The following is a 22,414-nucleotide window of genomic DNA, read 5'->3' as shown; positions in this document are numbered from 1 at the left end:
TTCTATTATACCATTTATAGCGCCATACTGATATAGTTAAGGATAAACAAAGCATCCAAAATCCAAATCATCACGTGCACATCCTTGGCTTGACCTTTGACAACTTTTGTCAAGGTGTATGTCAAGAAACCAACAGCAATCCCTTGTGTGATAGAGTAGCTGAATCCCATAAAGATAGATGTGAAGAAGGCAGGAACCGCTTCAGCCATATCATCCCAAGGGATATTTTTTAAGTTAGAAAGCATCATGATTCCGACGATGATCAAAATTGGTGCTGTTGCAGCTGTCGGAACAATCGCTAGAAGTGGGCTAAAGAAGCTAGATAGAGCAAAACAGATCGCAACCACTAGGGCTGTCAAACCAGTACGTCCACCCGCACCGATACCCGCCGCAGACTCAACATAAGTCGTAACGTTTGAAGTACCAGCAATGGCACCTACTGAAGTTGCCACCAAATCAGAGTATAGAGCCTTGTCCAATTTAACTGACTCATGGTTTTCCCCACTTGTCGCAACGATACCAACTTTTTCACCAGTACCGATAAGAGTCCCAATTGTATCAAAAATATCCGTTAGTGAGAAGGCAAGAATAGCCATTAAGGTTTCTGGTAAACGTGAAGTGTTTGAAATCAAAGATCCTAAACCTTCTGAACCCAGAGCAGCACCAAATAAAGTTCCTAAATCATTAACCGCTGCTGAAAGATTGTTGCTAGCAAAGTCAATCCCTGATAATTTGACAACACCAACAGCAATGGCAAGCACAGTCGTTGTTAAAATAGAAAGAATGATTCCACCCTTGATGCCTTTAACAACAAAGAAAATGGTAATAGCCAAACCTGCAAGCGCCACCAATACGGCTGGAGTATTGAAGTCTACCAATCCTGGAACGGCTGCTGAGTTTGCAGTAAGTGCAGCTTGAGCCTTGTCTGCTCCTTCACCTGCTACCGTATAAGTACCTGGATCGATTGAGAATTTCAAGAGACCAGCATTCTTAATCCCAACATAGGCAAGGAAAACACCAATACCAGCGGAAATAGCTGAACGAAGTGTTGTTGGAATAGATTCGATGATCATTTTACGAACATTTGTTAAGGTAATAATCAGTGAAATAATTCCACAAATGAAGACCATACCAAGAGCTTCTTTCCAAGTATAGCCCATCCCAAATACAACTGTAAATGTGAAGAAGGCATTTAGTCCCATACCTGGTGCTTGTGCGTATGGCAAATTAGCATAGAAAGCCATCATCAAAGTACCGACTACAGAACCGATAATCGTTGCCAAGAACACACCTTGAACAGGCATACCCGTTTGGGAAAGCATTTGAGGGTTTACAAAGAGAATATAACTCATTGCAAAGAATGTTGTTAAACCAGCAAGCACCTCTGTACGGACATCTGTCCCGTGCTCTTTTAGTTTAAATAGTTTGTCCATTTTTAATCTCCTTTTGTTTTTTTACGAACAATATTAGTATTATATCATTTATCATTCACCTTTTCAATATGTTTGTTTGATTTATTTAATAAATCAAAGCAACTGTAGTTTTTGTTCTTATCTGCTTTTCTTCCTTCTTTTTGATATAATAGTAGACATCTTATCTGGAAACGACTAGAAAGGTTTATATGACTAAAAAAATTATCGCAGTAGATTTGGACGGAACCCTGCTGAATAGTGAAAGCAAGCTCTCCGATTTCACCAAAGAGACAATCAAAAAAATTTCAGAAAAAGGACACCATGTCATCATCACGACAGGCCGTCCGTATCGTATGGCAAAAGATTTCTACCGTGAGCTAGAATTGCATACTCCCATGATTAACTTTAATGGTTCTCTTACCCATCTACCAGGACAGGCTTGGGAGCATGAAAAGTGCTTGACCTTGGACAAAAAATATCTCCTAGACATGGTCAAGCGCACGGAGGACATTCAGGCTGATTTTATTGCAGGAGAATATCGAAAAAAATTCTATATCACGACTCCGAATGAGGAAATTGCAGACCCTAAACTATTTGGCGTAGAGAACTTCCGGCCGGAAAATCAATTCAAGCCCGAACGAGTAACCAAAGATCCCAACTGCATCCTCTTACAAACAAGGGCTGAAGACAAATACGCTTTAGCGGACGAGATGAATCGTTTTTATCAACACCAACTATCCATCAATACCTGGGGCGGGCCCCTCAACATCCTCGAGTGTACTCCCAAGGGTGTAAACAAGGCCTTTGCTCTAGAGTACTTGCTCAATGTGATGAATCGTGATAAAAAAGACTTAATCGCCTTTGGCGATGAGCATAATGACACTGAAATGTTGGCATTTGCAGGCAAGGGATATGCTATGAAAAACGCCAATCCTGCTCTTCTTCCATATGCAGACGAACAACTTCCTCTGACCAACGAAGAAGATGGAGTTGCCCACGCTTTACAAAATTTATTCCTATAAAAGGGAAGATTGCATGGTCGCAATCTTTCTTTTTTGTTTTCATTTTATTTTCACTAAAGCGGCTCATTTTCTGTATTTTTATATTAAATTTTCTATTGCCATTTTCACGCATCTTTCAAAAAGTATTGATATATTAATATTTTCAAAAAGTCATTCTATGAAAACTTTTACATCTTTTGAGAAAAAGTAGTTGCTTTTTAAATGAAAACGGTTTATACTTAATTAGGCTTAAAGTTTTCTTAAACACACAGTCAAACATTTTATAAGGAGGAATGACAATAATGAGTATCGGAATCATTATTGCGAGCCACGGCGAATTTGCTGCGGGTATTCATCAATCAGGATCTATGATCTTTGGTGAACAAGAAAAGGTTCAAGTTGTAACCTTTATGCCAAATGAAGGTCCAGATGACCTTTACGCTAAATTCAACAACGCTGTGGCTGCATTTGACGCAGAAGATGAGGTTCTAGTATTGGCTGACCTTTGGAGTGGATCTCCATTCAACCAAGCTAGCCGCGTGATGGGAGAAAATCCAGAACGTAAGTTTGCCATCATCACAGGACTTAACTTGCCGATGTTGATCCAAGCCTACACAGAGCGCCTTATGGACGCGAATGCAGGTGTGGATAAAGTCGCTGCGAATATCATTAAAGAAGCCAAAGATGGCATCAAGGCTCTTCCAGAAGAGCTTAACCCAGTTGAGGAAGTTGCAACTGCTGCAGCTGCTCCTGCCGCACAAGCTGCTATTCCAGAAGGAACTGTTATCGGTGACGGTAAACTGAAAATCAACCTTGCTCGTCTAGACACTCGTCTCCTTCACGGTCAGGTTGCGACTGCTTGGACACCAGATTCAAAAGCAAACCGTATCATCGTTGCTTCAGATAACGTTGCTAACGACGACTTGCGTAAAGAATTGATTAAACAAGCAGCTCCAAACGGAGTAAAAGCCAACGTTGTTCCAATTCAAAAATTGATTGACGTTGCAAAAGACCCACGTTTCGGTGACACTCATGCCCTTATCTTGTTTGAAACACCACAAGATGCACTTCGTGCAATCGAAGGTGGCGTGCCAATCAAGACTCTTAACGTTGGTTCTATGGCTCACTCAACAGGTAAAACAATGATTAACAACGTTTTGTCTATGGACAAAGAAGACGTTGCAACCTTTGAAAAAATGCGTGACCTCGGTGTTGAATTTGACGTACGTAAAGTACCAAACGACACGAAAAAAGATTTGTTTGACTTGATTAAGAAAGCAAACGTTCAATAATTTTAATCTGTTTCGATCATTTTTGAAAACAGGATTAAATACTTTACTAAAACTAAATAGAAAAGGAATAAAACCATGTCAGATATTTCAATCATTTCTGCTATCTTGGTTGTAGTTGTTGCCTTCCTTGCAGGTCTTGAAGGTATCCTCGACCAATTCCAATTCCATCAACCAATCGTCGCATGTACCCTTATCGGACTTGCAACTGGTAACCTCGAAGCAGGTGTTATGCTTGGTGGATCTCTTCAAATGATCGCCCTTGGTTGGGCAAACATCGGAGCTGCCGTAGCTCCTGACGCTGCTCTTGCATCTGTTGCGGCAGCGATCATCTTGATCAAAGGTGGTAACTTTACTACTGATGGTATCGCCGTTGCAACGGCAACAGCTATCCCTCTTGCTGTAGCTGGACTTTTCTTGACAATGATTGTTCGTACAATCTCAGTTGCCTTGGTTCACTCAGCTGATGCTGCCGCTAAAGGCGGAAACTTTGCTGCTGTTGAGCGTGCTCACTTTGTTGCACTTCTTCTTCAAGGTCTTCGTATTGCAATCCCTGCTGCCTTCCTTATCGCTATCCCAGCTTCTGCTGTTCAAGACGCTCTTGGTTTGATGCCAGACTGGTTGAACGGTGGTATGGCTGTCGGTGGTGCTATGGTCGTTGCCGTTGGTTACGCTATGGTTATCAACATGATGGCAACTCGTGAAGTATGGCCATTCTTCGCTATCGGTTTTGCTCTTGCAGCAATCTCTCAATTGACTTTGATTGCCCTTGGTGTCATCGGTGTTGCCCTTGCCTTCATCTACCTTAACCTTACAAAACAAGGTGGAAACGGTGGCGGCGGAGCTGCGACTTCTAACGACCCAATCGGTGATATCCTAGAAGACTACTAGAAAGGGGAACAATCATGGCTGAAAAAATTCAATTATCAAAATCAGATCGTCAAAAAGTTTGGTGGCGTTCACAATTCCTTCAAGGTTCTTGGAACTACGAACGTATGCAAAACTTGGGTTGGGCTTACTCTTTGATCCCAGCTATCAAAAAATTGTACACTAAAAAAGAAGACCAAGCGGCTGCTCTTGAGCGTCACCTTGAGTTCTTCAACACTCACCCATACGTAGCTGCTCCAATCATGGGGGTTACTCTTGCACTTGAAGAAGAGCGCGCTAACGGTGTTGAAATCGACGACGCGGCTATCCAAGGGGTTAAGATCGGTATGATGGGACCTCTTGCTGGTATCGGTGACCCAGTATTCTGGTTTACAGTTCGTCCTATCCTTGGAGCCCTTGGTGCATCACTTGCTGCATCTGGTAACACTGTTGGTCCCCTTCTCTTCTTCTTTGGATGGAATGCTATCCGTATGGCCTTCCTATGGTATACACAAGAGTTCGGTTACAAAGCTGGATCTGAAATCACTAAAGACATGTCTGGTGGTATCTTGAAAGACATCACCAAAGGAGCATCTATCCTTGGTATGTTCATCCTTGCCGTTCTTGTACAACGTTGGGTATCTATCAACTTTACTGTGAACCTTCCAGGTAAACAATTGGCAGAAGGTGCTTATATCAACTTCCCAGAAGGCGCTGTAACAGGTGGAGAATTGAAGGGAATCCTTGGTCAAGCACTCAGCGGATTGAGCTTGGATAGCGTTCAACCACAAACTCTTCAAGGTCAGTTGAACTCATTGATTCCAGGATTGATGGGACTTCTCCTTACTTTCCTCTGCATGTGGTTGCTTAAGAAAAAAGTATCACCAATCGCAATCATCCTTGCTCTCTTTGCAGTAGGTATTGCAGCTCGTTTCTTCGGTATCATGTAAACCATCGAGAATATAAATAAAAAAGAATCAGGTAATAAACCTGATTCTTTTGTGTATCAACTTTTTCTTCTAGTCAGATAATGCAAGCCTCCAATCACCACTGCTAGGATGGCTACATAGACGACTTGGGTGGTTTCTAAAGGCACAAAAGCTCCTTGCAAGATAAAAGTATTGGCAAGTACGCCAACAAGGGCAGCAAGACTCAAAAACGTGAGCAAGAACAACTTGTATCGATTAAAAGGCAAGCTGACCTTGGCAACTAGACACAGACCATTGATCAGGGCAAGGAGGAAGCAAATAAATTTGACCTGACCAGGGACAGTGATAAAGAAGTTCGTCAAGAGTACACTAGCGACTAGAATGCCACCACCAATCGCAGCATTGGTCAAAATATCTCGCATAAAATGTGTGCTGACCTTTTCTTTATTGGACTCAAAAGTTAGGAAGAAGGATGGAATCCCAATCGTAATAGCTGAAATGATTGTAAACTGAATAGGGATAAAGGCGAATTCCAAACCAAATACCACACTCAAAATGGCAAACACGATGGAGAAGAAGGTCTTTGTCAGAAAGAGAGAGGCTACCTTTTGGATGTTATTGATGACCCGGCGACCTTCCATCAAGATATCATAAAATACTGCAAAGTCATCAGTGAGAAAAACAATATTGGATACACTTTTGGCTGCACTCGTAGCTCCCTTCATGGCAAAACTAATATCTGCTTTCTTGAGAGCCAGAACATCATTGACCCCGTCACCGCTCATTGCAACTGTTTTACCAACATTTTGCAAAACGGTCACCATCTTTTCTTTCTGTTCAGGTGTCACACGACCAAATATTTCGTGTTCCAAGACCACTCTTTCAAAGTCTTGTTCACTCACCTGGGTCATATCAATAGCCCGCGCTTCTTCCTTAAAACCTGCCTTACGAGCCACCCCATATACAGCCACATGATTATCACCACTGATAATCTTCACTTCAACACCTTGAGATTCGAAATAGTCAAAGGTTTCCTTGGTATTGTCCTTAATCTCATCTGACAGAACGACATGCCCTAATAGTTCCATTTCGGATGGGCTTGTAATCTGGTCCTTGCTATGGGCAAGCGATAAGATTCGAAAACCTTGCTGTTTGAGATCTTCATAGTAGGCATCCATCGGCTGGGTAAAGCCTAAAAACTCATAGGCTCCGAAGAAATAGGTCCCACCCTCTTTTACTTGGACAAAGGAATACTTGTTTTTACTTGAAAAGGCACCAACTTCTTGAACTTCCCATTTTTTCTCACAGGTTAAGTAAGTTTTCAGAGCCCGCGACGTCGCATTTTCATCTTCGAAATAAGCCAAATAAGAAGACAGTTTCTCTGCTACATTAGCATCCATTTCTTGGACCTTCATATTCCCCGTCGTGATAGTTCCTGTCTTATCAAAACAGAGAACATCTACACGCGCCAAGGTCTCTACACAGTATAGCTCTTGCACCAGAACCTTCTTTTTGGCCAGCTTCATGGCTGCTACCGCTAGGGAGACGCTAACCAGGAGAATCAAGCCCTCCGGAATCATGCCGACCAAGGCACCTGAACTTCCCAAGACGATCTCAACATAAGACCGTCCTAGACTAAAACCTCTGACATAGAGCAGAATGGCAACTGGCACCAGCAAGATGGAGACGATTTTTAAAATCTTATCCATGTAATCGCGCAGTTGAGAAGGGTATTTTTTGAATTCCTTGCTGGATTTTGCGAGTTTGTTGATATAGCTATCTGGACCCACAGCCGTTGCCGTAACCAGACAAGTACCGCTAACGACATTGCTTCCGCTCATCAGCTGGTCACCAACCGTTTTAAAGACAGAATCACTCTCACCAGTCAGCAAAGACTCATCCACTTCAATATTTCCTTCAAGTACTTCTGCATCGACAGGCACCTGATCACCCAGATTGAGATACAGGTACTCACCCAGAACGATGTCCTCTGGATCAATCTCGATTGTTTGGCCATCTCGGTTGACTCTGTACTTATTTTTACCAAGCAAACTTAGCTTTTCCAGAGCATTTTTTGAACGCACTTCTTGGAAAATCCCGATGGCTGTATTGATAGCAATCACACCTAAAAAGAGCATATTCTCAAATCGCAAGGTTGTGGCTACCAGAACTGCCAGAGCCAAGTTCATGGCATTAAAGAAGGTAAAAATATTTGAAACGACAATTTCCTTGGTTGTTTTATAGGGTTTAATGTCGCTGATATTTCGTTGACGATCCTTGATGTCTTGACTGCTTAAATACTTCATTTCTACTCCGATATCCTTTTGTACTACTATAGTAACACATATCTTTTTCTCTGTCACTTAAAGACTCAAAATAAGGAGAACTCCCTTGGCAAGCATCATCTATCGCCACTTTAAGAAGGACTTAAAAAGAAGCTAGGATTTCCCTAACCTCTTTTTTCTATGCTTTTATTCTGCCAAGGCACCCATTGGATCCCATGGTGCAAGTACGATTGGTTCTGCTTCATAAGCAGCTTGTTCTTCTGCTGTCAGCAATTCTTTGCGAACAACGATTTGATAGGTGTATTCGTCCATCCAAGCATCTGAGGCAACAAAGTAACCATCTGTACCGACCTTGTCTCCCCAAGAGTTTTCAACCTTCCACTTAGTTGACTTGCCATTTTCATCCAAATCCACACCTGTCAAGACCATGGCGTGGGTCATCAAGCTTTCGCTGTAGTCCAAACGTCCAGCCTTGTCTTGAGTGAGTTTAATGTCCATACTTGATTCGAAGTCATAAACATCTGTCGCAAGGATTCCAGCTTTGCGGTTGCTGAGCTGGCCGACATCTGAACCAAACCAAACAGTTTCTCCTGTCTGCATTTGGGCAATCGCCAATTCTTTCAAGCGCTCCATTGGAACGTTGATGTAGCGAACTGCACGGCTACCAACCACATTTCCCAACATCTCAACTGTGTAAGATTTGCCGTAAGGCTTGTCAGCAGTTGGAGCATTGATAACCGAAACATAATCTTCTAGAGGAAGGTCAACATATTTCTTGTAAAATTCTTGTGGCGTAATGCCCTTTTCACTTTGGTAATTGTTATCCTTATCGCGATAAGCAAAGTCAAATTTACGCGGTGGAAGTCCTAGTGACATAGCAAGGAAGTTAAAGATTTCTTGCAAGAGGTCTTCTTTCTTAGCTTGAACAGTCACTTGGTCCGCACCAGAAGCGAGCAAGTCACGCAAGATTTGGGCATCTTGGCGAAGCAATTTGTTAAGGATGGCATTGAGCTCACGGCTGCTGCTAGATGAGATAGACTCAGGGTAAACAGACTTGGGCACGACACCGTATTTCTCAAAGAGGGACACTACCATATCCCACTGACCACCGTCTTGTTGAGGTGTTTGGAGTAGAAAGCTAACCTTGCGGCTCGTCAATTCTTGGTCTGCAGTCGCAATGACTTGCTCCAAGAACCAGTTGGATTTCTCGTACTTGTCCCAGAAGAAGGTGTGGGCTTGTGACAGTTCAAAGTTTTCGAGCTTGTATTGAGAGATGAGTTTGTGACGGAAGGTGTTAAGGGCTGCAAACATCCAGCAACGACCAGAGGCTTTCTGGTTAGTAACCTTGTCCTTGGTCAAATCCAATGAGAAAACAGGTGTATTGTTTACATGGCTTTGGCGACGTTCTAGGGCTGCAAAAATTCCGTTATGGCTGACAGCATTTTCAATCGCTTGGTATTTGACATTTGCTTCATAGTTGGCAAATAATTTATCTGTAAATGATTCTTGAATCGCGTTCATAGATTCCTCCTTTTATTCTACTGTCTATTATAACTCTTTTCACAAAGGAAGCAACTGAAAAACGAAAAAAGCAAGGACATTCTCCCTCACCTTTTTCTAATATAAAGCAAATTAAGCAATACTTGCAAAGAGCACTTCTAACTCCTCCTTGGTCAAGCGACGCCATTCTCCTTGTTCTAAGTTCTCATCCAAGACTAGAGTTCCCATCGTCAAACGTTGTAAGTCCACCACTTCCTTGCCACAGAAGGCCACCATACGCTTGACTTGATGGAACTTCCCTTCAGCAATGGTCACACGAACCAGACTTTGATTCTTTACTGAATCTACCGACACAATCTCCAGCTTAGCTGGCTGGCAGGTAAAATCCTTGAGCGGAATGCCCTTGACAAATGTCTCCACATCTTCTTGAGTCATAATTCCCTCGACTTGTGCCAGATAGGTCTTATCCACATGACGTTTTGGTGAAAGCAAAGCATGGGCAAGCTGGCCGTCATTGGTCAAGAGCAGGAGGCCATGCGTATCGATATCCAAGCGCCCTACTGGAAAAACTTCCTTGGTCCGAGCAATATCATCCAACAAGTCTAGAACCGTTCTATGCTTGGAATCCTCAGTAGCTGAAATAACTCCTTGAGGCTTGTTCATCATGTAGTAGACAAACTTTTCATACTCCAGCACTTGGCCATCAAAGCGAATTTCGTCTTTTTCTTCATTTATTTGCAATTTTGCTGATTTTTCTTTCTTGCCATTGACCGTCACGCGCCCAGCCTTGAGCAAGTTTCTGACCTCAGTTCGACTCCCTACAGCGCAGGCAACTAAAAATTTATCTAATCTCATAGAACTATTATATCATACTCAAAAGGAGGCTGGTACAATGACCAACCTCCTTTTCGTTTCATACTCTTCAAAAATCTCTTCAAACCGCGTCAACGTCCGTCTGCAACCTCAAAACAGTGTTTTGAGCTGACTTCGTCAGTTCTATACACAACCTCAAAGCAGTGCTTTGAGCAGCCTGCGGCTAGTTTACTCTTTGATTTTCATTGAGTATCAGATTTAAGAAATTAACTTCCTCGTCTCCAGAAAATAGCTAAGACAACCATAGCACCTAAAACAGCTGGGACAATAGCTATCCCCGCTAGGTTTGGACCCCAAGTTCCAAAGAGCAGGTGCCCCAAAGAAGCACCAATCCAGCCGAGAAACATTTTCCCAAAGCATCCCATGCTTTCTCCGCGATTGGTTAAAGCACCTGCCAAGAGTCCCACTAGGAGACCAACAAACATACTTCCAAGCATAGCTTCTCCTTAAATTGCCCAGTCTCCTTTGCGGAAGAGTGGTACACGTGTCCCATCCTCACGGATACCATCGATATCCATTTGGTTAGAACCAATCATAAAGTCTACGTGAACATCTGAACGGTTAAGTCCTGCAGCTTCAAGCTCTTCTTCGCTCATCTCTGCACCACCAACAACGCTAGTCGCATAGGCAGCACCGATAGCCAAGTGGTTTGACGCATTTTCATCGAAAAGGGTATTAAAGAAGGTAATACCTGACTGAGAAATTGGACTTGGATCTGGTACCAAGGCACATTCACCCAAGGCACGCGCACCCGCATTTTCAAAGACAAGATCTTTCATAACTTGATCGCCTTTTTCAGCAGTGATTTCGATGATTTGGCCGTCCTTGAAGGTTACTTTAATCCCTTCTATGATATTTCCGTTATAGCTAAGTGGTTTTGTAGAGGTTACATAACCATCTGCACGACGGAAGTCAGGAGCTGTAAAGACTTCTTCTGTTGGCATATTTGGCAAGAAACCTTCCCCCTGTGCATTGATAGCACCAGCTGATTCCCAAACGTGGTTTTTCGGCAAACCAAGTGTCAAATCTGTTCCTGGCGCTGTGTAGTGAAGGGCTGAGAATTGTTCTTTATTGAGCATTTCTGCCTTGCTCTTAAGGATAGCAGCATGCTCTTCCCAAGCCTTAACAGGATCTTCTTCGTAGACACGGCAAGTTTTGAAGATTTGATCCCAAAGAAGATCAACTGCTTCTTCATCGCTTGCTGCATTTGGGAAGACCTTCTTAGCCCACTCGAGTCCAGCAGCGGCAGCCACTGTCCAGCTCACCTTGTTGGACTGAGTTGCGATACGCATTGGCTTCATCGCGAGTCCCATAGCTTTGGCAGAAGCTGAAAGCTTATCAGCATCGACTCCGTTCAAGGCACCTGGATCAGATGAGCGAACTCCAAGACGGCTAGCCTTGTTCTCCAAGAGATAGTTCATCTCAGCAATCTTGTATTCCGGTACATTGTCCAAACGCTCTATCGGCGCGTGGAGGAATTTCTCACGGTTGATCACATCATCTGTCCACTGAACGATGACCTCATGCGCACCCAAGGCATAGGCTTCTTTCACGATCAAATGCGCCAACTCGCGTTGCTCAACATCGATAGAGAGAGCCAAGGTGTGACCAGGTTGCACGTTAATTCCGTTCGCAACCAACAATTTCGCATATTTTTCTAGATTTTCTTTAAAATTTGGTAAAACCATTCTATTCTTCCTTTTCTTTTGTTATTTCTCTTTAAACAAGGACAGCAGACTAACTGCTGCCACAGTACCACAAATCAAAGCGGTCATTTTCAAAATCGTATCAGGGTCAAGATCCAGCTGGTAATCAAACACCTTTTGCGCTGGCTTATCCTGAGCGGAAATGGTAAGTTTCATAAAACTCTCTTCCTATATTTTAGAAAAACTCATCAAATAAACTCAACTGGTTATCCTCTGGCATATTGCCGAGAATTCCCATTTCATCCATCTTTTCAACCAAGGTTGATGACAGTCCACCACGCTTGCGCAGTTCTGTCTTAGAGAGGAACTCACCCTCTTCACGCGCACGCACCAACTGCTTAGCAACGTTCTCTCCCAGACCATCCATTGCTACAAATGGTGGGATGAGGGTATCTCCATCAATGATGAATTCAGTCGCATCACTACGATAGAGGTCTAACTTGCCAAACTTAAAGCCACGTTCCCACATTTCATTGACAATCTCAAGAGTTGTATAGAGGTCAATTTCCACATTAGAGGCTTCATTATTCTTCCGTTTTTCAGCGATTTCTTCCATTCTACGCTTGATAGCATCCAAGCCCGCACCCATAGTCTTGATATCAAAGGCCTTGGCGCGGATAGAGAAGTAAGCACAGTAATAATAAATCGGATGGTGAACCTTGAAATAGGCCACGCGCAAGGCCATCATAACGTAGGCTGCCGCATGGGCTTTAGGGAACATATACTTGATTTTTCCACAGGATTCGATATACCACTCTGGCACCTTATTGGCCTTCATGGCTTCGATATAGCCATTTCGTTCTTCTTCGGAAATCTTCAACCACAAGCCCTTACGTACCCGTTCCATGATGGTAAAGGCCATTTTAGGCTCGAGACCCGCATGCATGAGATAAACCATGATATCGTCCCGACAACCGATAACGGTTGATAGATCCGCAATCCCTTGCTTAATCAAATCCTGGGCATTTCCCAACCACACATCAGTACCGTGGGACAGACCTGAGAGCTGAAGCAACTCTGCAAAAGTCGTCGGATGCGTCTCGTCTACCATCCCACGTACAAAGTTGGTTCCAAACTCTGGAATCCCCAGCATCCCCGTCGGTGTACCGATTTGCTCCGGCGTCACCCCAAGCACATCCGTCCCAGAAAAGAGGGCCATGACACCTTCATCATCCATAGGAATTTCATTAGGGTCAATCCCAGACAAGTCCTGCAATTTGCGAATCATGGTCGGATCATCATGACCCAGCACATCGAGTTTGAGGACGTTCTCATCGATATCGTGGAAGTTAAAGTGGGTAGTCTGCCATTCAGCCGTCACGTCATCCGCTGGATACTGAACAGGCGTAAAGTCGTAGACATCCATATAGTTAGGAATAACAACGATTCCTCCCGGGTGTTGTCCTGTAGTCCGCTTGACACCAGCAGCACCTTGAGCAAGGCGTTCCACCTCTGCATCACGATAGAACTTCCCGTAATCACGCTCATATCCCTTGACAAATCCATAGGCAGTCTTGGCAGCCACCGTACCAACTGTTCCTGCACGGAAGGCATATTCCTCCCCAAAGATATCACGCACATCCAAGTGGGCGCTAGGCTGATCTTCTCCCGAGAAGTTCAAGTCAATATCAGGAACCTTGTCTCCATCAAAACCAAGGAAGGTCTCGAAAGGAATATCCTGCCCATTTTTGCTAAGTTTATGACCACAGTTTGGACAGTCCTTATTAGGCATATCAAAACCTGAACCGTAAGAACCATCCGTGATAAACTCGCTGTACTGACACTGACCACAGACATAGTGAGGAGAGAGTGGATTAACCTCCGTAATCCCAATCATGGTCGCAACAAAACTGGACCCAACAGACCCACGAGAACCAACCAAGTAGCCCCGTTCATTGGAACGTTGCACCAGCATCTGCGATGCCAGATAAATCACGGCAAATCCATTCCCCAGAATGGAAGTTAATTCTTTTTCAATCCGCAAATCAACGATATCTGGCAGCGGATTTCCATAAATCTCAAAAGCTTTCTTATAGGTCAACTCAGCAACCGTTTCTTCAGCCTTATCGATAAAAGGTGTGTACAAGTCACCCTTAACAACCTCAACGGGTTCAAAGATATCTGCCAAGGCATTGGTGTTTTCAATAACCAATTTGCGAGCTAGTTTCTCTCCCAAGAAGGCAAAATCATCCAACATCTCATTAGTCGTTCGAAAATGAGCCTTGGGAAGTGGTGCTGGTTGGGCATGCTCCCCATGACCGATGGTTCGGTTAATCATAGCCCCCTGGCCCAAACTACGGACAATAATTTCACGGTAAATCTCTTCTTCCGGTTCGATATAGTGGACATTTCCCGTAGCCAAAACAGGCTTGCCAAGGCGGTCTCCCACTTCTATCAAATTCTTGATAATAGTCTGGAGTTCCTCCATATCCTTAACCTGCTCCTTGGCAATCAAGGGAGCATAGATAGCTGGTGGCATGACCTCGATAAAGTCATAATACTTGGCCACCTCAACCGCCGCATCCACACCTTGGGAAACAACTGCGTCAAAAACTTCGCCTTCCGAGCAAGCCGACCCCAAAATCAAGCCCTCCCGATGGGCGTCTAGAACCGTTCTCGGAATCCGTGGCACCCCTTCAAAATACTTGGTGTTAGACAAAGAAACCAGCTTAAAAATATTTTTTAAACCAACTTGATTCTTGACATAAATAGTCGCATGTTTAATCCGAGCTTTTTTATAAGAGTCTGGACTAATCAAATCAATGTTGAGTCTAGCTAGGTCAGTCACACCATGTTTCTCTGCCACCTCTTTGATAAAGATGAAGAGCAGACGACCAGTAGCTTCCGCATCGTAGTTGGCCATGTGGTGGTGTTCAAGTGCCACACCAAAACGCTTGGTCAAAGGTCCCAAACCATGACGTTTATACTCAGGATAGAGGTTTCTAGCAAACTCCAGCGTATCGATAACTGGCTGGCTAATCTTAGGCAGACCATGACGCTCATAGTTGGCATTCATAAAGCCAACGTCAAAGGTAGCATTGTGAGCAACTAAGACTGTATCCTTGCAAAATTCTTGGAATTCTTGCAAAACTTGTTCCAGTGGTTTAGCATTTTTAACATGATCATCTGTAATACCTGTTAACTCAGTAGTAAAGGCTGACAAGGGATGCCCAGGATTGATAAATTCATCAAATTCGGCAATAACATTCCCCTTGTACATCTTAGAGGCCGCAACCTGAATCAAATCATTATAGATGGCTGAAAGCCCCGTCGTTTCCACGTCAAAAACCACATAGGTCGCTTCTGACAAGTCCATCTCCACTTCGTTATAGACGATAGGGACACGGTCTTCCACAATATTGGCTTCCATTCCATAGATCAGCTGAATTCCAGCTTTCTTAGCTGCCTTGTAGCCATGTGGGAAGGACTGGACATTCCCATGGTCCGTGATGGCAACCGCCTTGTGTCCCCACTTTGCAGCTGTTGCAACGATCTCTTCTACTTCTGGCAGAGCATCCATAGTCGACATATTTGTATGAGCATGAAACTCAACCCGACGCTCACCTTCTGGCATCAAATCCTTCCGCTCATAGTGAACAACTTCCTGTACATCCTGCACGTTCATGGTCAAATCACGTGTGAAGTTATTCATCTCCACATTCCCACGAACTCGGAGCCAAGAATTCTTCTTAATGATGTCAAACTTCTGAGCCTCTTCCTCATTCTTAACCCATTTTTGCATTGAAAAACTTGAAGTGTAGTCTGTCATTTTAAAGTTGATCAAAACGCGACCAGTTCTGGTCACCTTATGCTCCACATCAAAAACGACCCCTTCAAAGACCAGACGATTTTCCTCAGTCGTCACGTCGATCATCTGGGTAACTTCAGCCTTATCTAGTTTAGGCTTGGCCGCAGCCTTTTTAGCCTGAAAATCAAAGACTGGCTTCTCTTCTACTGGAGGAGGAGCCATTTGTTCCAGTTGCTCCATAGCTCGTAAAGCTTCTTCGTTGGCAGCTTGAACAATCTGTTCATTCTCCGTATGGAAGGCTTCCTCCTGCTCTTGTGTAAGAGCATCATTCTTTTCTATTTGGTATATAAAAGCTGGAAAACCAAACTTTTCGAGTTGCTTTGCCAAATTAGGAAGATGATTCTTCTTAAAGTGCTCCTTATCAATCGCCTCTGAACCTTCAATAATGAGTTGATTTCCCTCCGCACGAACGTTTAAATTCTGGTAAAGAGATTTAAACCCCTGACTTGCACATGGGCCTTCAGAAAAAGCCTCTCTATAGTAGGCCTGCAAGAGTTCATTAGAGAATTCTTGAGAAAGAGCCTTGATTTCAAAAACAGCTCGATTCCCTGTCTTAGAAAATTCTTCACTAAGCCCTTTCTTTAACTCCAAAAAGATTTCAATCGGTAAAATATTAGAAAATACAAAATGAAATTCCCAAATCTTACTAATTTTATGAACCACAACACGCTCAATACTGGCATCAACAAGAGCAGGATTCTGTCTCAATTGTTCAGAGATTCCTAGTTGATTCATTAAAATTTCAAACTTACTTGACATTCATTTTCCTCACATTATTCTCTTACTATTTTACCATAATTAAAGAAAATATATGACTAGTACCATTCCTTAAACACTGCTAGTTTACCCAAATTTGTTCAGTAAACAAAAAAGAAGACTCTCAGAATCTCCTTAGTAAATAAAAAAAGATACCCTTAAGTATCCTCGTAATCAATCGGGAAGACAGGATTCGAACCTGCGACACCTTGGTCCCAAACCAAGTACTCTACCAAGCTGAGCTACTTCCCGCGTTAAATAAAAAAATGCACCCTAGAGGAGTCGAACCTCTAACCGCCTGATTCGTAGTCAGGTACTCTATCCAGTTGAGCTAAGGGTGCTCATCATTATATGCCGAGGACCGGAATCGAACCGGTACGATCGTTACCAATCGCAGGATTTTAAGTCCTGTGCGTCTGCCAGTTCCGCCACCCCGGCCTCTCTAAGCGAACGACGGGATTCGAACCCGCGACCCCCACCTTGGCAAGGTGGTGTTCTACCACTGAACTACGTTCGCATCGACCTCTTATTCTATATAAAAAAATGCCGGCTACATGACTTGAACACGCGACCCTCTGATTACAAATCAGATGCTCTACCAACTGAGCTAAGCCGGCTGATTTCTATTATGCGGGTTAAGGGACTTGAACCCCCACGCCGTTAAGCGCCAGATCCTAAATCTGGTGCGTCTGCCAATTCCGCCAAACCCGCAAATATGACCCGTACTGGGCTCGAACCAGTGACCCATTGATTAAAAGTCAATTGCTCTACCAACTGAGCTAACGAGTCTAAAATAACTTCCGTTATCTTAAACGGTCCCGACGGGAATCGAACCCGCGATCTTCGCCGTGACAGGGCGACGTGATAACCGCTACACTACGGGACCTATGGGAGTTAACGGGATCGAACCGCTGACCCTCTGCTTGTAAGGCAGATGCTCTCCCAGCTGAGCTAAACTCCCTCGAGCTAAGCGACTTCCATATCTCACAGGGGGCAACCCCCAACTACTTCCGGCGTTCTAGGGCTTAACTACTGTGTTCGGCATGGGTACAGGTGTATCTCCTAGGCTATCGTCACTTAACTCTGAGTAATACCTACTCAAAATTGAATATCTATCAAATACCAAGAAAACCTCACACTTCGTATTCTCAGTTACTTTGGATAAGTCCTCGAGCTATTAGTATTAGTCCGCTACATGTGTCGCCACACTTCCACTTCTAACCTATCTACCTGATCATCTCTCAGGGCTCTTACTGATATAAAATCATGGGAAATCTCATCTTGAGGTGGGTTTCACACTTAGATGCTTTCAGCGTTTATCCCTTCCCTACATAGCTACCCAGCGATGCCTTTGGCAAGACAACTGGTACACCAGCGGTAAGTCCACTCTGGTCCTCTCGTACTAGGAGCAGATCCTCTCAAATTTCCTACGCCCGCGACGGATAGGGACCGAACTGTCTCACGACGTTCTGAACCCAGCTCGCGTGCCGCTTTAATGGGCGAACAGCCCAACCCTTGGGACCGACTACAGCCCCAGGATGCGACGAGCCGACATCGAGGTGCCAAACCTCCCCGTCGATGTGAACTCTTGGGGGAGATAAGCCTGTTATCCCCAGGGTAGCTTTTATCCGTTGAGCGATGGCCCTTCCATACGGAACCACCGGATCACTAAGCCCGACTTTCGTCCCTGCTCGAGTTGTAGCTCTCGCAGTCAAGCTCCCTTATACCTTTACACTCTGCGAATGATTTCCAACCATTCTGAGGGAACCTTTGGGCGCCTCCGTTACCTTTTAGGAGGCGACCGCCCCAGTCAAACTGCCCGTCAGACACTGTCTCCGATAGGGATAACCTATCCGGGTTAGAGTGGCCATAACACAAGGGTAGTATCCCAACAACGTCTCCTTCGAAACTGGCGTCCCGATCTCATAGACTCCTACCTATCCTGTACATGTGGTACAGACACTCAATATCAAACTGCAGTAAAGCTCCATGGGGTCTTTCCGTCCTGTCGCGGGTAACCTGCATCTTCACAGGTACTAAAATTTCACCGAGTCTCTCGTTGAGACAGTGCCCAAATCATTACGCCTTTCGTGCGGGTCGGAACTTACCCGACAAGGAATTTCGCTACCTTAGGACCGTTATAGTTACGGCCGCCGTTTACTGGGGCTTCAATTCATACCTTCGGATTACTCCTAAGCACTCCTCTTAACCTTCCAGCACCGGGCAGGCGTCACCCCCTATACATCATCTTACGATTTAGCAGAGAGCTGTGTTTTTGATAAACAGTTGCTTGGGCCTATTCACTGCGGCTGACCTAAAGTCAGCACCCCTTCTCCCGAAGTTACGGGGTCATTTTGCCGAGTTCCTTAACGAGAGTTCTCTCGCTCACCTGAGGCTACTCGCCTCGACTACCTGTGTCGGTTTGCGGTACGGGTAGAGTATGTTTAAACGCTAGAAGCTTTTCTTGGCAGTGTGACGTCACTAACTTCGCTACTAAACTTCGCTCCCCATCACAGCTCAATGTTATAGATATAAGCATTTGACTCATATCACACCTCACTGCTTAGACAGACACTTCCATTCGTCTGCTTTAGTTAGCCTACTGCGTCCCTCCATCACTACATACTCTAGTACAGGAATATCAACCTGTTGTCCATCGGATACACCTTTCGGTCTCTCCTTAGGTCCCGACTAACCCAGGGCGGACGAGCCTTCCCCTGGAAACCTTAGTCTTACGGTGGACAGGATTCTCACCTGTCTTTCGCTACTCATACCGGCATTCTCACTTCTATGCGTTCCAGCACTCCTCACGGTATACCTTCATCACACATAGAACGCTCTCCTACCATACCTATAAAGGTATCCACAGCTTCGGTAAATTGTTTTAGCCCCGGTACATTTTCGGCGCAGGGTCACTCGACTAGTGAGCTATTACGCACTCTTTGAATGAATAGCTGCTTCTAAGCTAACATCCTAGTTGTCTGTGCAACCCCACATCCTTTTCCACTTAACAATTATTTTGGGACCTTAGCTGGTGGTCTGGGCTGTTTCCCTTTCGACTACGGATCTTAGCACTCGCAGTCTGACTGCCGACCATAATTCATTGGCATTCGGAGTTTATCTGAGATTGGTAATCCGGGATGGACCCCTCACCCAAACAGTGCTCTACCTCCAAGAATCTCTAATGTCGACGCTAGCCCTAAAGCTATTTCGGAGAGAACCAGCTATCTCCAAGTTCGTTTGGAATTTCTCCGCTACCCACAAGTCATCCAAGCACTTTTCAACGTGCCCTGGTTCGGTCCTCCAGTGCGTCTTACCGCACCTTCAACCTGCTCATGGGTAGGTCACATGGTTTCGGGTCTACGACATGATACTAATGCGCCCTATTCAGACTCGGTTTCCCTGCGGCTCCGTCTCTTCAACTTAACCTCGCATCATATCGTAACTCGCCGGTTCATTCTACAAAAGGCACGCTCTCACCCATTAACGGGCTCGAACTTGTTGTAGGCACACGGTTTCAGGTTCTATTTCACTCCCCTCCCGGGGTGCTTTTCACCTTTCCCTCACGGTACTGGTTCACTATCGGTCACTAGGGAGTATTTAGGGTTGGGAGATGGTCCTCCCAGATTCCGACGGGATTTCACGTGTCCCGCCGTACTCAGGATACTGCTAGGTACAAAGACTATTTTAAATACGAGGCTATTACTCTCTTTGGCTGATCTTCCCAAATCATTCTTCTATAATCTTTGAGTCCACATTGCAGTCCTACAACCCCGAAGAGTAAACTCTTCGGTTTGCCCTCCTGCCGTTTCGCTCGCCGCTACTAAGGCAATCGCTTTTGCTTTCTCTTCCTGCAGCTACTTAGATGTTTCAGTTCACTGCGTCTTCCTCCTCACATCCTTAACAGATGCGGGTAACAGGTAGTACCTGTTGGGTTCCCCCATTCGGAAATCCCTGGATCATCGCTTACTTACAGCTACCCAAGGCATATCGTCGTTTGTCACGTCCTTCTTCGGCTCCTAGTGCCAAGGCATCCACCGTGCGCCCTTATTAACTTAACCTTATTTTTTGACCTTTCAGTCATAAACTCTTTTAATACTACAGCGTTTCGGTTTATTTTCTTGTTACTATTTGATATAGATATTCAATTTTCAATGTGCATTACTTGGTGATCTCTCACCAATGGAGCCTAGCGGGATCGAACCGCTGACCTCCTGCGTGCAAAGCAGGCGCTCTCCCAGCTGAGCTAAGGCCCCACAAGACCTCTCAAGACTAAACAAGACCAATGTGCAGTTCCTTATCCTTAGAAAGGAGGTGATCCAGCCGCACCTTCCGATACGGCTACCTTGTTACGACTTCACCCCAATCATCTATCCCACCTTAGGCGGCTGGCTCCTAAAAGGTTACCTCACCGACTTCGGGTGTTACAAACTCTCGTGGTGTGACGGGCGGTGTGTACAAGGCCCGGGAACGTATTCACCGCGGCGTGCTGATCCGCGATTACTAGCGATTCCGACTTCATGTAGGCGAGTTGCAGCCTACAATCCGAACTGAGACTGGCTTTAAGAGATTAGCTTGCCGTCACCGGCTTGCGACTCGTTGTACCAGCCATTGTAGCACGTGTGTAGCCCAGGTCATAAGGGGCATGATGATTTGACGTCATCCCCACCTTCCTCCGGTTTATTACCGGCAGTCTCGCTAGAGTGCCCAACTGAATGATGGCAACTAACAATAGGGGTTGCGCTCGTTGCGGGACTTAACCCAACATCTCACGACACGAGCTGACGACAACCATGCACCACCTGTCACCTCTGTCCCGAAGGAAAACTCTATCTCTAGAGCGGTCAGAGGGATGTCAAGACCTGGTAAGGTTCTTCGCGTTGCTTCGAATTAAACCACATGCTCCACCGCTTGTGCGGGCCCCCGTCAATTCCTTTGAGTTTCAACCTTGCGGTCGTACTCCCCAGGCGGAGTGCTTAATGCGTTAGCTGCGGCACTAAACCCCGGAAAGGGTCTAACACCTAGCACTCATCGTTTACGGCGTGGACTACCAGGGTATCTAATCCTGTTTGCTCCCCACGCTTTCGAGCCTCAGCGTCAGTTACAAGCCAGAGAGCCGCTTTCGCCACCGGTGTTCCTCCATATATCTACGCATTTCACCGCTACACATGGAATTCCACTCTCCCCTCTTGCACTCAAGTTAAACAGTTTCCAAAGCGTACTATGGTTAAGCCACAGCCTTTAACTTCAGACTTATCTAACCGCCTGCGCTCGCTTTACGCCCAATAAATCCGGACAACGCTCGGGACCTACGTATTACCGCGGCTGCTGGCACGTAGTTAGCCGTCCCTTTCTGGTAAGATACCGTCACAGTGTGAACTTTCCACTCTCACACTCGTTCTTCTCTTACAACAGAGCTTTACGATCCGAAAACCTTCTTCACTCACGCGGCGTTGCTCGGTCAGACTTCCGTCCATTGCCGAAGATTCCCTACTGCTGCCTCCCGTAGGAGTCTGGGCCGTGTCTCAGTCCCAGTGTGGCCGATCACCCTCTCAGGTCGGCTATGTATCGTCGCCTTGGTGAGCCGTTACCTCACCAACTAGCTAATACAACGCAGGTCCATCTGGTAGTGATGCAATTGCACCTTTTAAGCAAATGTCATGCAACATCTACTCTTATGCGGTATTAGCTATCGTTTCCAATAGTTATCCCCCGCTACCAGGCAGGTTACCTACGCGTTACTCACCCGTTCGCAACTCATCCAGAGAAGCAAGCTCCTCCTTCAGCGTTCTACTTGCATGTATTAGGCACGCCGCCAGCGTTCGTCCTGAGCCAGGATCAAACTCTCATTAAAAGTTTGAGTTCTCACTCATTTCTGTCACTGACAGATTTATTGTTTTTTTCATTGTTCAGTACTATAACTTCAGTTATAGTGCCCTGCACATTGGTTCGTCTTGTTCAGTTTTCAAAGGTCTTTGTCACTCATTC

At 45.0% G+C, this 22,414-nt stretch carries 12 protein-coding genes, 10 tRNA genes and 3 rRNA genes; 4 read left to right on the top strand and 21 right to left on the bottom strand.

Features of this window, described 5'->3' with window-relative positions:
• Nucleotides 1-14 precede the first annotated feature (14 nt).
• The gene (locus FD735_RS01105) at nt 15-1,433 is read right to left on the bottom strand and encodes an NCS2 family permease (protein WP_000359242.1); all 1,419 of its coding nucleotides are present in this window, start codon (nt 1,431-1,433) and stop codon (nt 15-17) included.
• A gap of 188 nt (nt 1,434-1,621) precedes the next feature.
• Between FD735_RS01105 and FD735_RS01100 the strand changes: the two genes are divergently transcribed.
• The 4 genes from FD735_RS01100 to FD735_RS01085 all read left to right on the top strand — a co-directional run bounded on the left by FD735_RS01100 (nt 1,622) and on the right by FD735_RS01085 (nt 5,519).
• Complete coding sequence (locus FD735_RS01100) at nt 1,622-2,434, top strand: Cof-type HAD-IIB family hydrolase (RefSeq protein WP_139658281.1); 813 nt, start codon at nt 1,622-1,624, stop codon at nt 2,432-2,434.
• A gap of 281 nt (nt 2,435-2,715) precedes the next feature.
• Nucleotides 2,716-3,705 carry a PTS sugar transporter subunit IIB gene (locus FD735_RS01095; protein WP_042903131.1) on the top strand — a complete coding sequence of 330 codons (990 nt, stop codon included), beginning with the start codon at nt 2,716-2,718 and terminating at the stop codon, nt 3,703-3,705.
• Between the two features lie 75 nt (nt 3,706-3,780).
• Nucleotides 3,781-4,593, top strand: a complete 813-nt coding sequence (locus tag FD735_RS01090; RefSeq protein WP_061426591.1) for a PTS mannose/fructose/sorbose transporter subunit IIC — start codon at nt 3,781-3,783, stop codon at nt 4,591-4,593.
• A gap of 14 nt (nt 4,594-4,607) precedes the next feature.
• Nucleotides 4,608-5,519: a PTS system mannose/fructose/sorbose family transporter subunit IID gene (locus tag FD735_RS01085; RefSeq protein WP_139658280.1), complete on the top strand. Its 912-nt coding sequence runs from the start codon at nt 4,608-4,610 to the stop codon at nt 5,517-5,519.
• 56 nt (nt 5,520-5,575) lie between these two features.
• On the opposite strand, the gene FD735_RS01080 is transcribed toward FD735_RS01085, so the two are convergent.
• The 20 genes from FD735_RS01080 to FD735_RS00985 all read right to left on the bottom strand — a co-directional run bounded on the left by FD735_RS01080 (nt 5,576) and on the right by FD735_RS00985 (nt 22,280).
• Complete coding sequence (locus tag FD735_RS01080) at nt 5,576-7,804, bottom strand: HAD-IC family P-type ATPase (RefSeq protein WP_139658279.1); 2,229 nt, start codon at nt 7,802-7,804, stop codon at nt 5,576-5,578.
• A 165-nt stretch (nt 7,805-7,969) separates the two neighbouring features.
• Nucleotides 7,970-9,304 carry an aminopeptidase C gene (pepC, locus tag FD735_RS01075; protein WP_139658278.1) on the bottom strand — a complete coding sequence of 445 codons (1,335 nt, stop codon included), beginning with the start codon at nt 9,302-9,304 and terminating at the stop codon, nt 7,970-7,972.
• Nucleotides 9,305-9,415: 111 nt separating this feature from the next.
• On the bottom strand, nt 9,416-10,138 hold the full coding sequence (locus FD735_RS01065; RefSeq protein WP_139658277.1) for a pseudouridine synthase: 723 nt from the start codon (nt 10,136-10,138) through the stop codon (nt 9,416-9,418).
• Nucleotides 10,139-10,362: 224 nt separating this feature from the next.
• Nucleotides 10,363-10,593, bottom strand: a complete 231-nt coding sequence (locus FD735_RS01060; protein ID WP_000901578.1) for a GlsB/YeaQ/YmgE family stress response membrane protein — start codon at nt 10,591-10,593, stop codon at nt 10,363-10,365.
• Nucleotides 10,594-10,602: 9 nt separating this feature from the next.
• On the bottom strand, nt 10,603-11,844 hold the full coding sequence (locus FD735_RS01055) for an aminopeptidase (protein ID WP_139658276.1): 1,242 nt from the start codon (nt 11,842-11,844) through the stop codon (nt 10,603-10,605).
• Nucleotides 11,845-11,865: 21 nt separating this feature from the next.
• Nucleotides 11,866-12,018: a hypothetical protein gene (locus FD735_RS09800; protein ID WP_000778898.1), complete on the bottom strand. Its 153-nt coding sequence runs from the start codon at nt 12,016-12,018 to the stop codon at nt 11,866-11,868.
• Nucleotides 12,019-12,037: 19 nt separating this feature from the next.
• Nucleotides 12,038-16,429, bottom strand: coding sequence for a PolC-type DNA polymerase III (locus FD735_RS01050; RefSeq protein WP_139658275.1), 4,392 nt, complete (start codon nt 16,427-16,429; stop codon nt 12,038-12,040).
• A gap of 175 nt (nt 16,430-16,604) precedes the next feature.
• Nucleotides 16,605-16,678 (bottom strand) — tRNA-Pro (locus tag FD735_RS01045).
• Between the two features lie 15 nt (nt 16,679-16,693).
• Nucleotides 16,694-16,767: transfer RNA gene (locus FD735_RS01040), tRNA-Arg, on the bottom strand.
• A gap of 11 nt (nt 16,768-16,778) precedes the next feature.
• Nucleotides 16,779-16,864 (bottom strand) — tRNA-Leu (locus FD735_RS01035).
• Between the two features lie 7 nt (nt 16,865-16,871).
• Nucleotides 16,872-16,943, bottom strand: a tRNA-Gly gene (locus FD735_RS01030).
• 27 nt (nt 16,944-16,970) lie between these two features.
• Nucleotides 16,971-17,043, bottom strand: a tRNA-Thr gene (locus FD735_RS01025).
• Between the two features lie 12 nt (nt 17,044-17,055).
• A tRNA-Leu gene (locus FD735_RS01020) sits at nt 17,056-17,137 on the bottom strand.
• Between the two features lie 5 nt (nt 17,138-17,142).
• Nucleotides 17,143-17,215, bottom strand: a tRNA-Lys gene (locus tag FD735_RS01015).
• Between the two features lie 24 nt (nt 17,216-17,239).
• Nucleotides 17,240-17,312: transfer RNA gene (locus FD735_RS01010), tRNA-Asp, on the bottom strand.
• Between the two features lie 2 nt (nt 17,313-17,314).
• Nucleotides 17,315-17,387: transfer RNA gene (locus FD735_RS01005), tRNA-Val, on the bottom strand.
• A 4-nt stretch (nt 17,388-17,391) separates the two neighbouring features.
• Nucleotides 17,392-17,507 (bottom strand): 5S ribosomal RNA (rrf, locus tag FD735_RS01000).
• Between the two features lie 76 nt (nt 17,508-17,583).
• Nucleotides 17,584-20,487, bottom strand: a 23S ribosomal RNA gene (locus tag FD735_RS00995).
• A 122-nt stretch (nt 20,488-20,609) separates the two neighbouring features.
• Nucleotides 20,610-20,682, bottom strand: a tRNA-Ala gene (locus FD735_RS00990).
• 51 nt (nt 20,683-20,733) lie between these two features.
• A 16S ribosomal RNA gene (locus FD735_RS00985) occupies nt 20,734-22,280 on the bottom strand.
• The 16S, 23S and 5S rRNA genes sit together here with 10 tRNA genes alongside, the layout of an rRNA operon.
• Nucleotides 22,281-22,414 lie beyond the last annotated feature (134 nt).

Origin of the sequence: Streptococcus sp. 1643, assembly GCF_006228325.1 — a bacterium.
Lineage (GTDB): Bacteria > Bacillota > Bacilli > Lactobacillales > Streptococcaceae > Streptococcus.
This window is presented reverse-complemented; position numbering and strand designations above follow the sequence as displayed.

What these genes read in the sequence shown, in the direction of transcription:
- FD735_RS01105 (WP_000359242.1), bottom strand. Translation starts at nt 1,433, where the DNA reads ATGGACAAACTATTTAAACTAAAAGAGCACGGGACAGATGTCCGTACA.
- FD735_RS01100 (WP_139658281.1), top strand. Translation starts at nt 1,622, where the DNA reads ATGACTAAAAAAATTATCGCAGTAGATTTGGACGGAACCCTGCTGAAT.
- FD735_RS01095 (WP_042903131.1), top strand. Translation starts at nt 2,716, where the DNA reads ATGAGTATCGGAATCATTATTGCGAGCCACGGCGAATTTGCTGCGGGT.
- FD735_RS01090 (WP_061426591.1), top strand. Translation starts at nt 3,781, where the DNA reads ATGTCAGATATTTCAATCATTTCTGCTATCTTGGTTGTAGTTGTTGCC.
- FD735_RS01085 (WP_139658280.1), top strand. Translation starts at nt 4,608, where the DNA reads ATGGCTGAAAAAATTCAATTATCAAAATCAGATCGTCAAAAAGTTTGG.
- FD735_RS01080 (WP_139658279.1), bottom strand. Translation starts at nt 7,804, where the DNA reads ATGAAGTATTTAAGCAGTCAAGACATCAAGGATCGTCAACGAAATATC.
- pepC (WP_139658278.1), bottom strand. Translation starts at nt 9,304, where the DNA reads ATGAACGCGATTCAAGAATCATTTACAGATAAATTATTTGCCAACTAT.
- FD735_RS01065 (WP_139658277.1), bottom strand. Translation starts at nt 10,138, where the DNA reads ATGAGATTAGATAAATTTTTAGTTGCCTGCGCTGTAGGGAGTCGAACT.
- FD735_RS01060 (WP_000901578.1), bottom strand. Translation starts at nt 10,593, where the DNA reads ATGCTTGGAAGTATGTTTGTTGGTCTCCTAGTGGGACTCTTGGCAGGT.
- FD735_RS01055 (WP_139658276.1), bottom strand. Translation starts at nt 11,844, where the DNA reads ATGGTTTTACCAAATTTTAAAGAAAATCTAGAAAAATATGCGAAATTG.
- FD735_RS09800 (WP_000778898.1), bottom strand. Translation starts at nt 12,018, where the DNA reads ATGAAACTTACCATTTCCGCTCAGGATAAGCCAGCGCAAAAGGTGTTT.
- FD735_RS01050 (WP_139658275.1), bottom strand. Translation starts at nt 16,429, where the DNA reads ATGTCAAGTAAGTTTGAAATTTTAATGAATCAACTAGGAATCTCTGAA.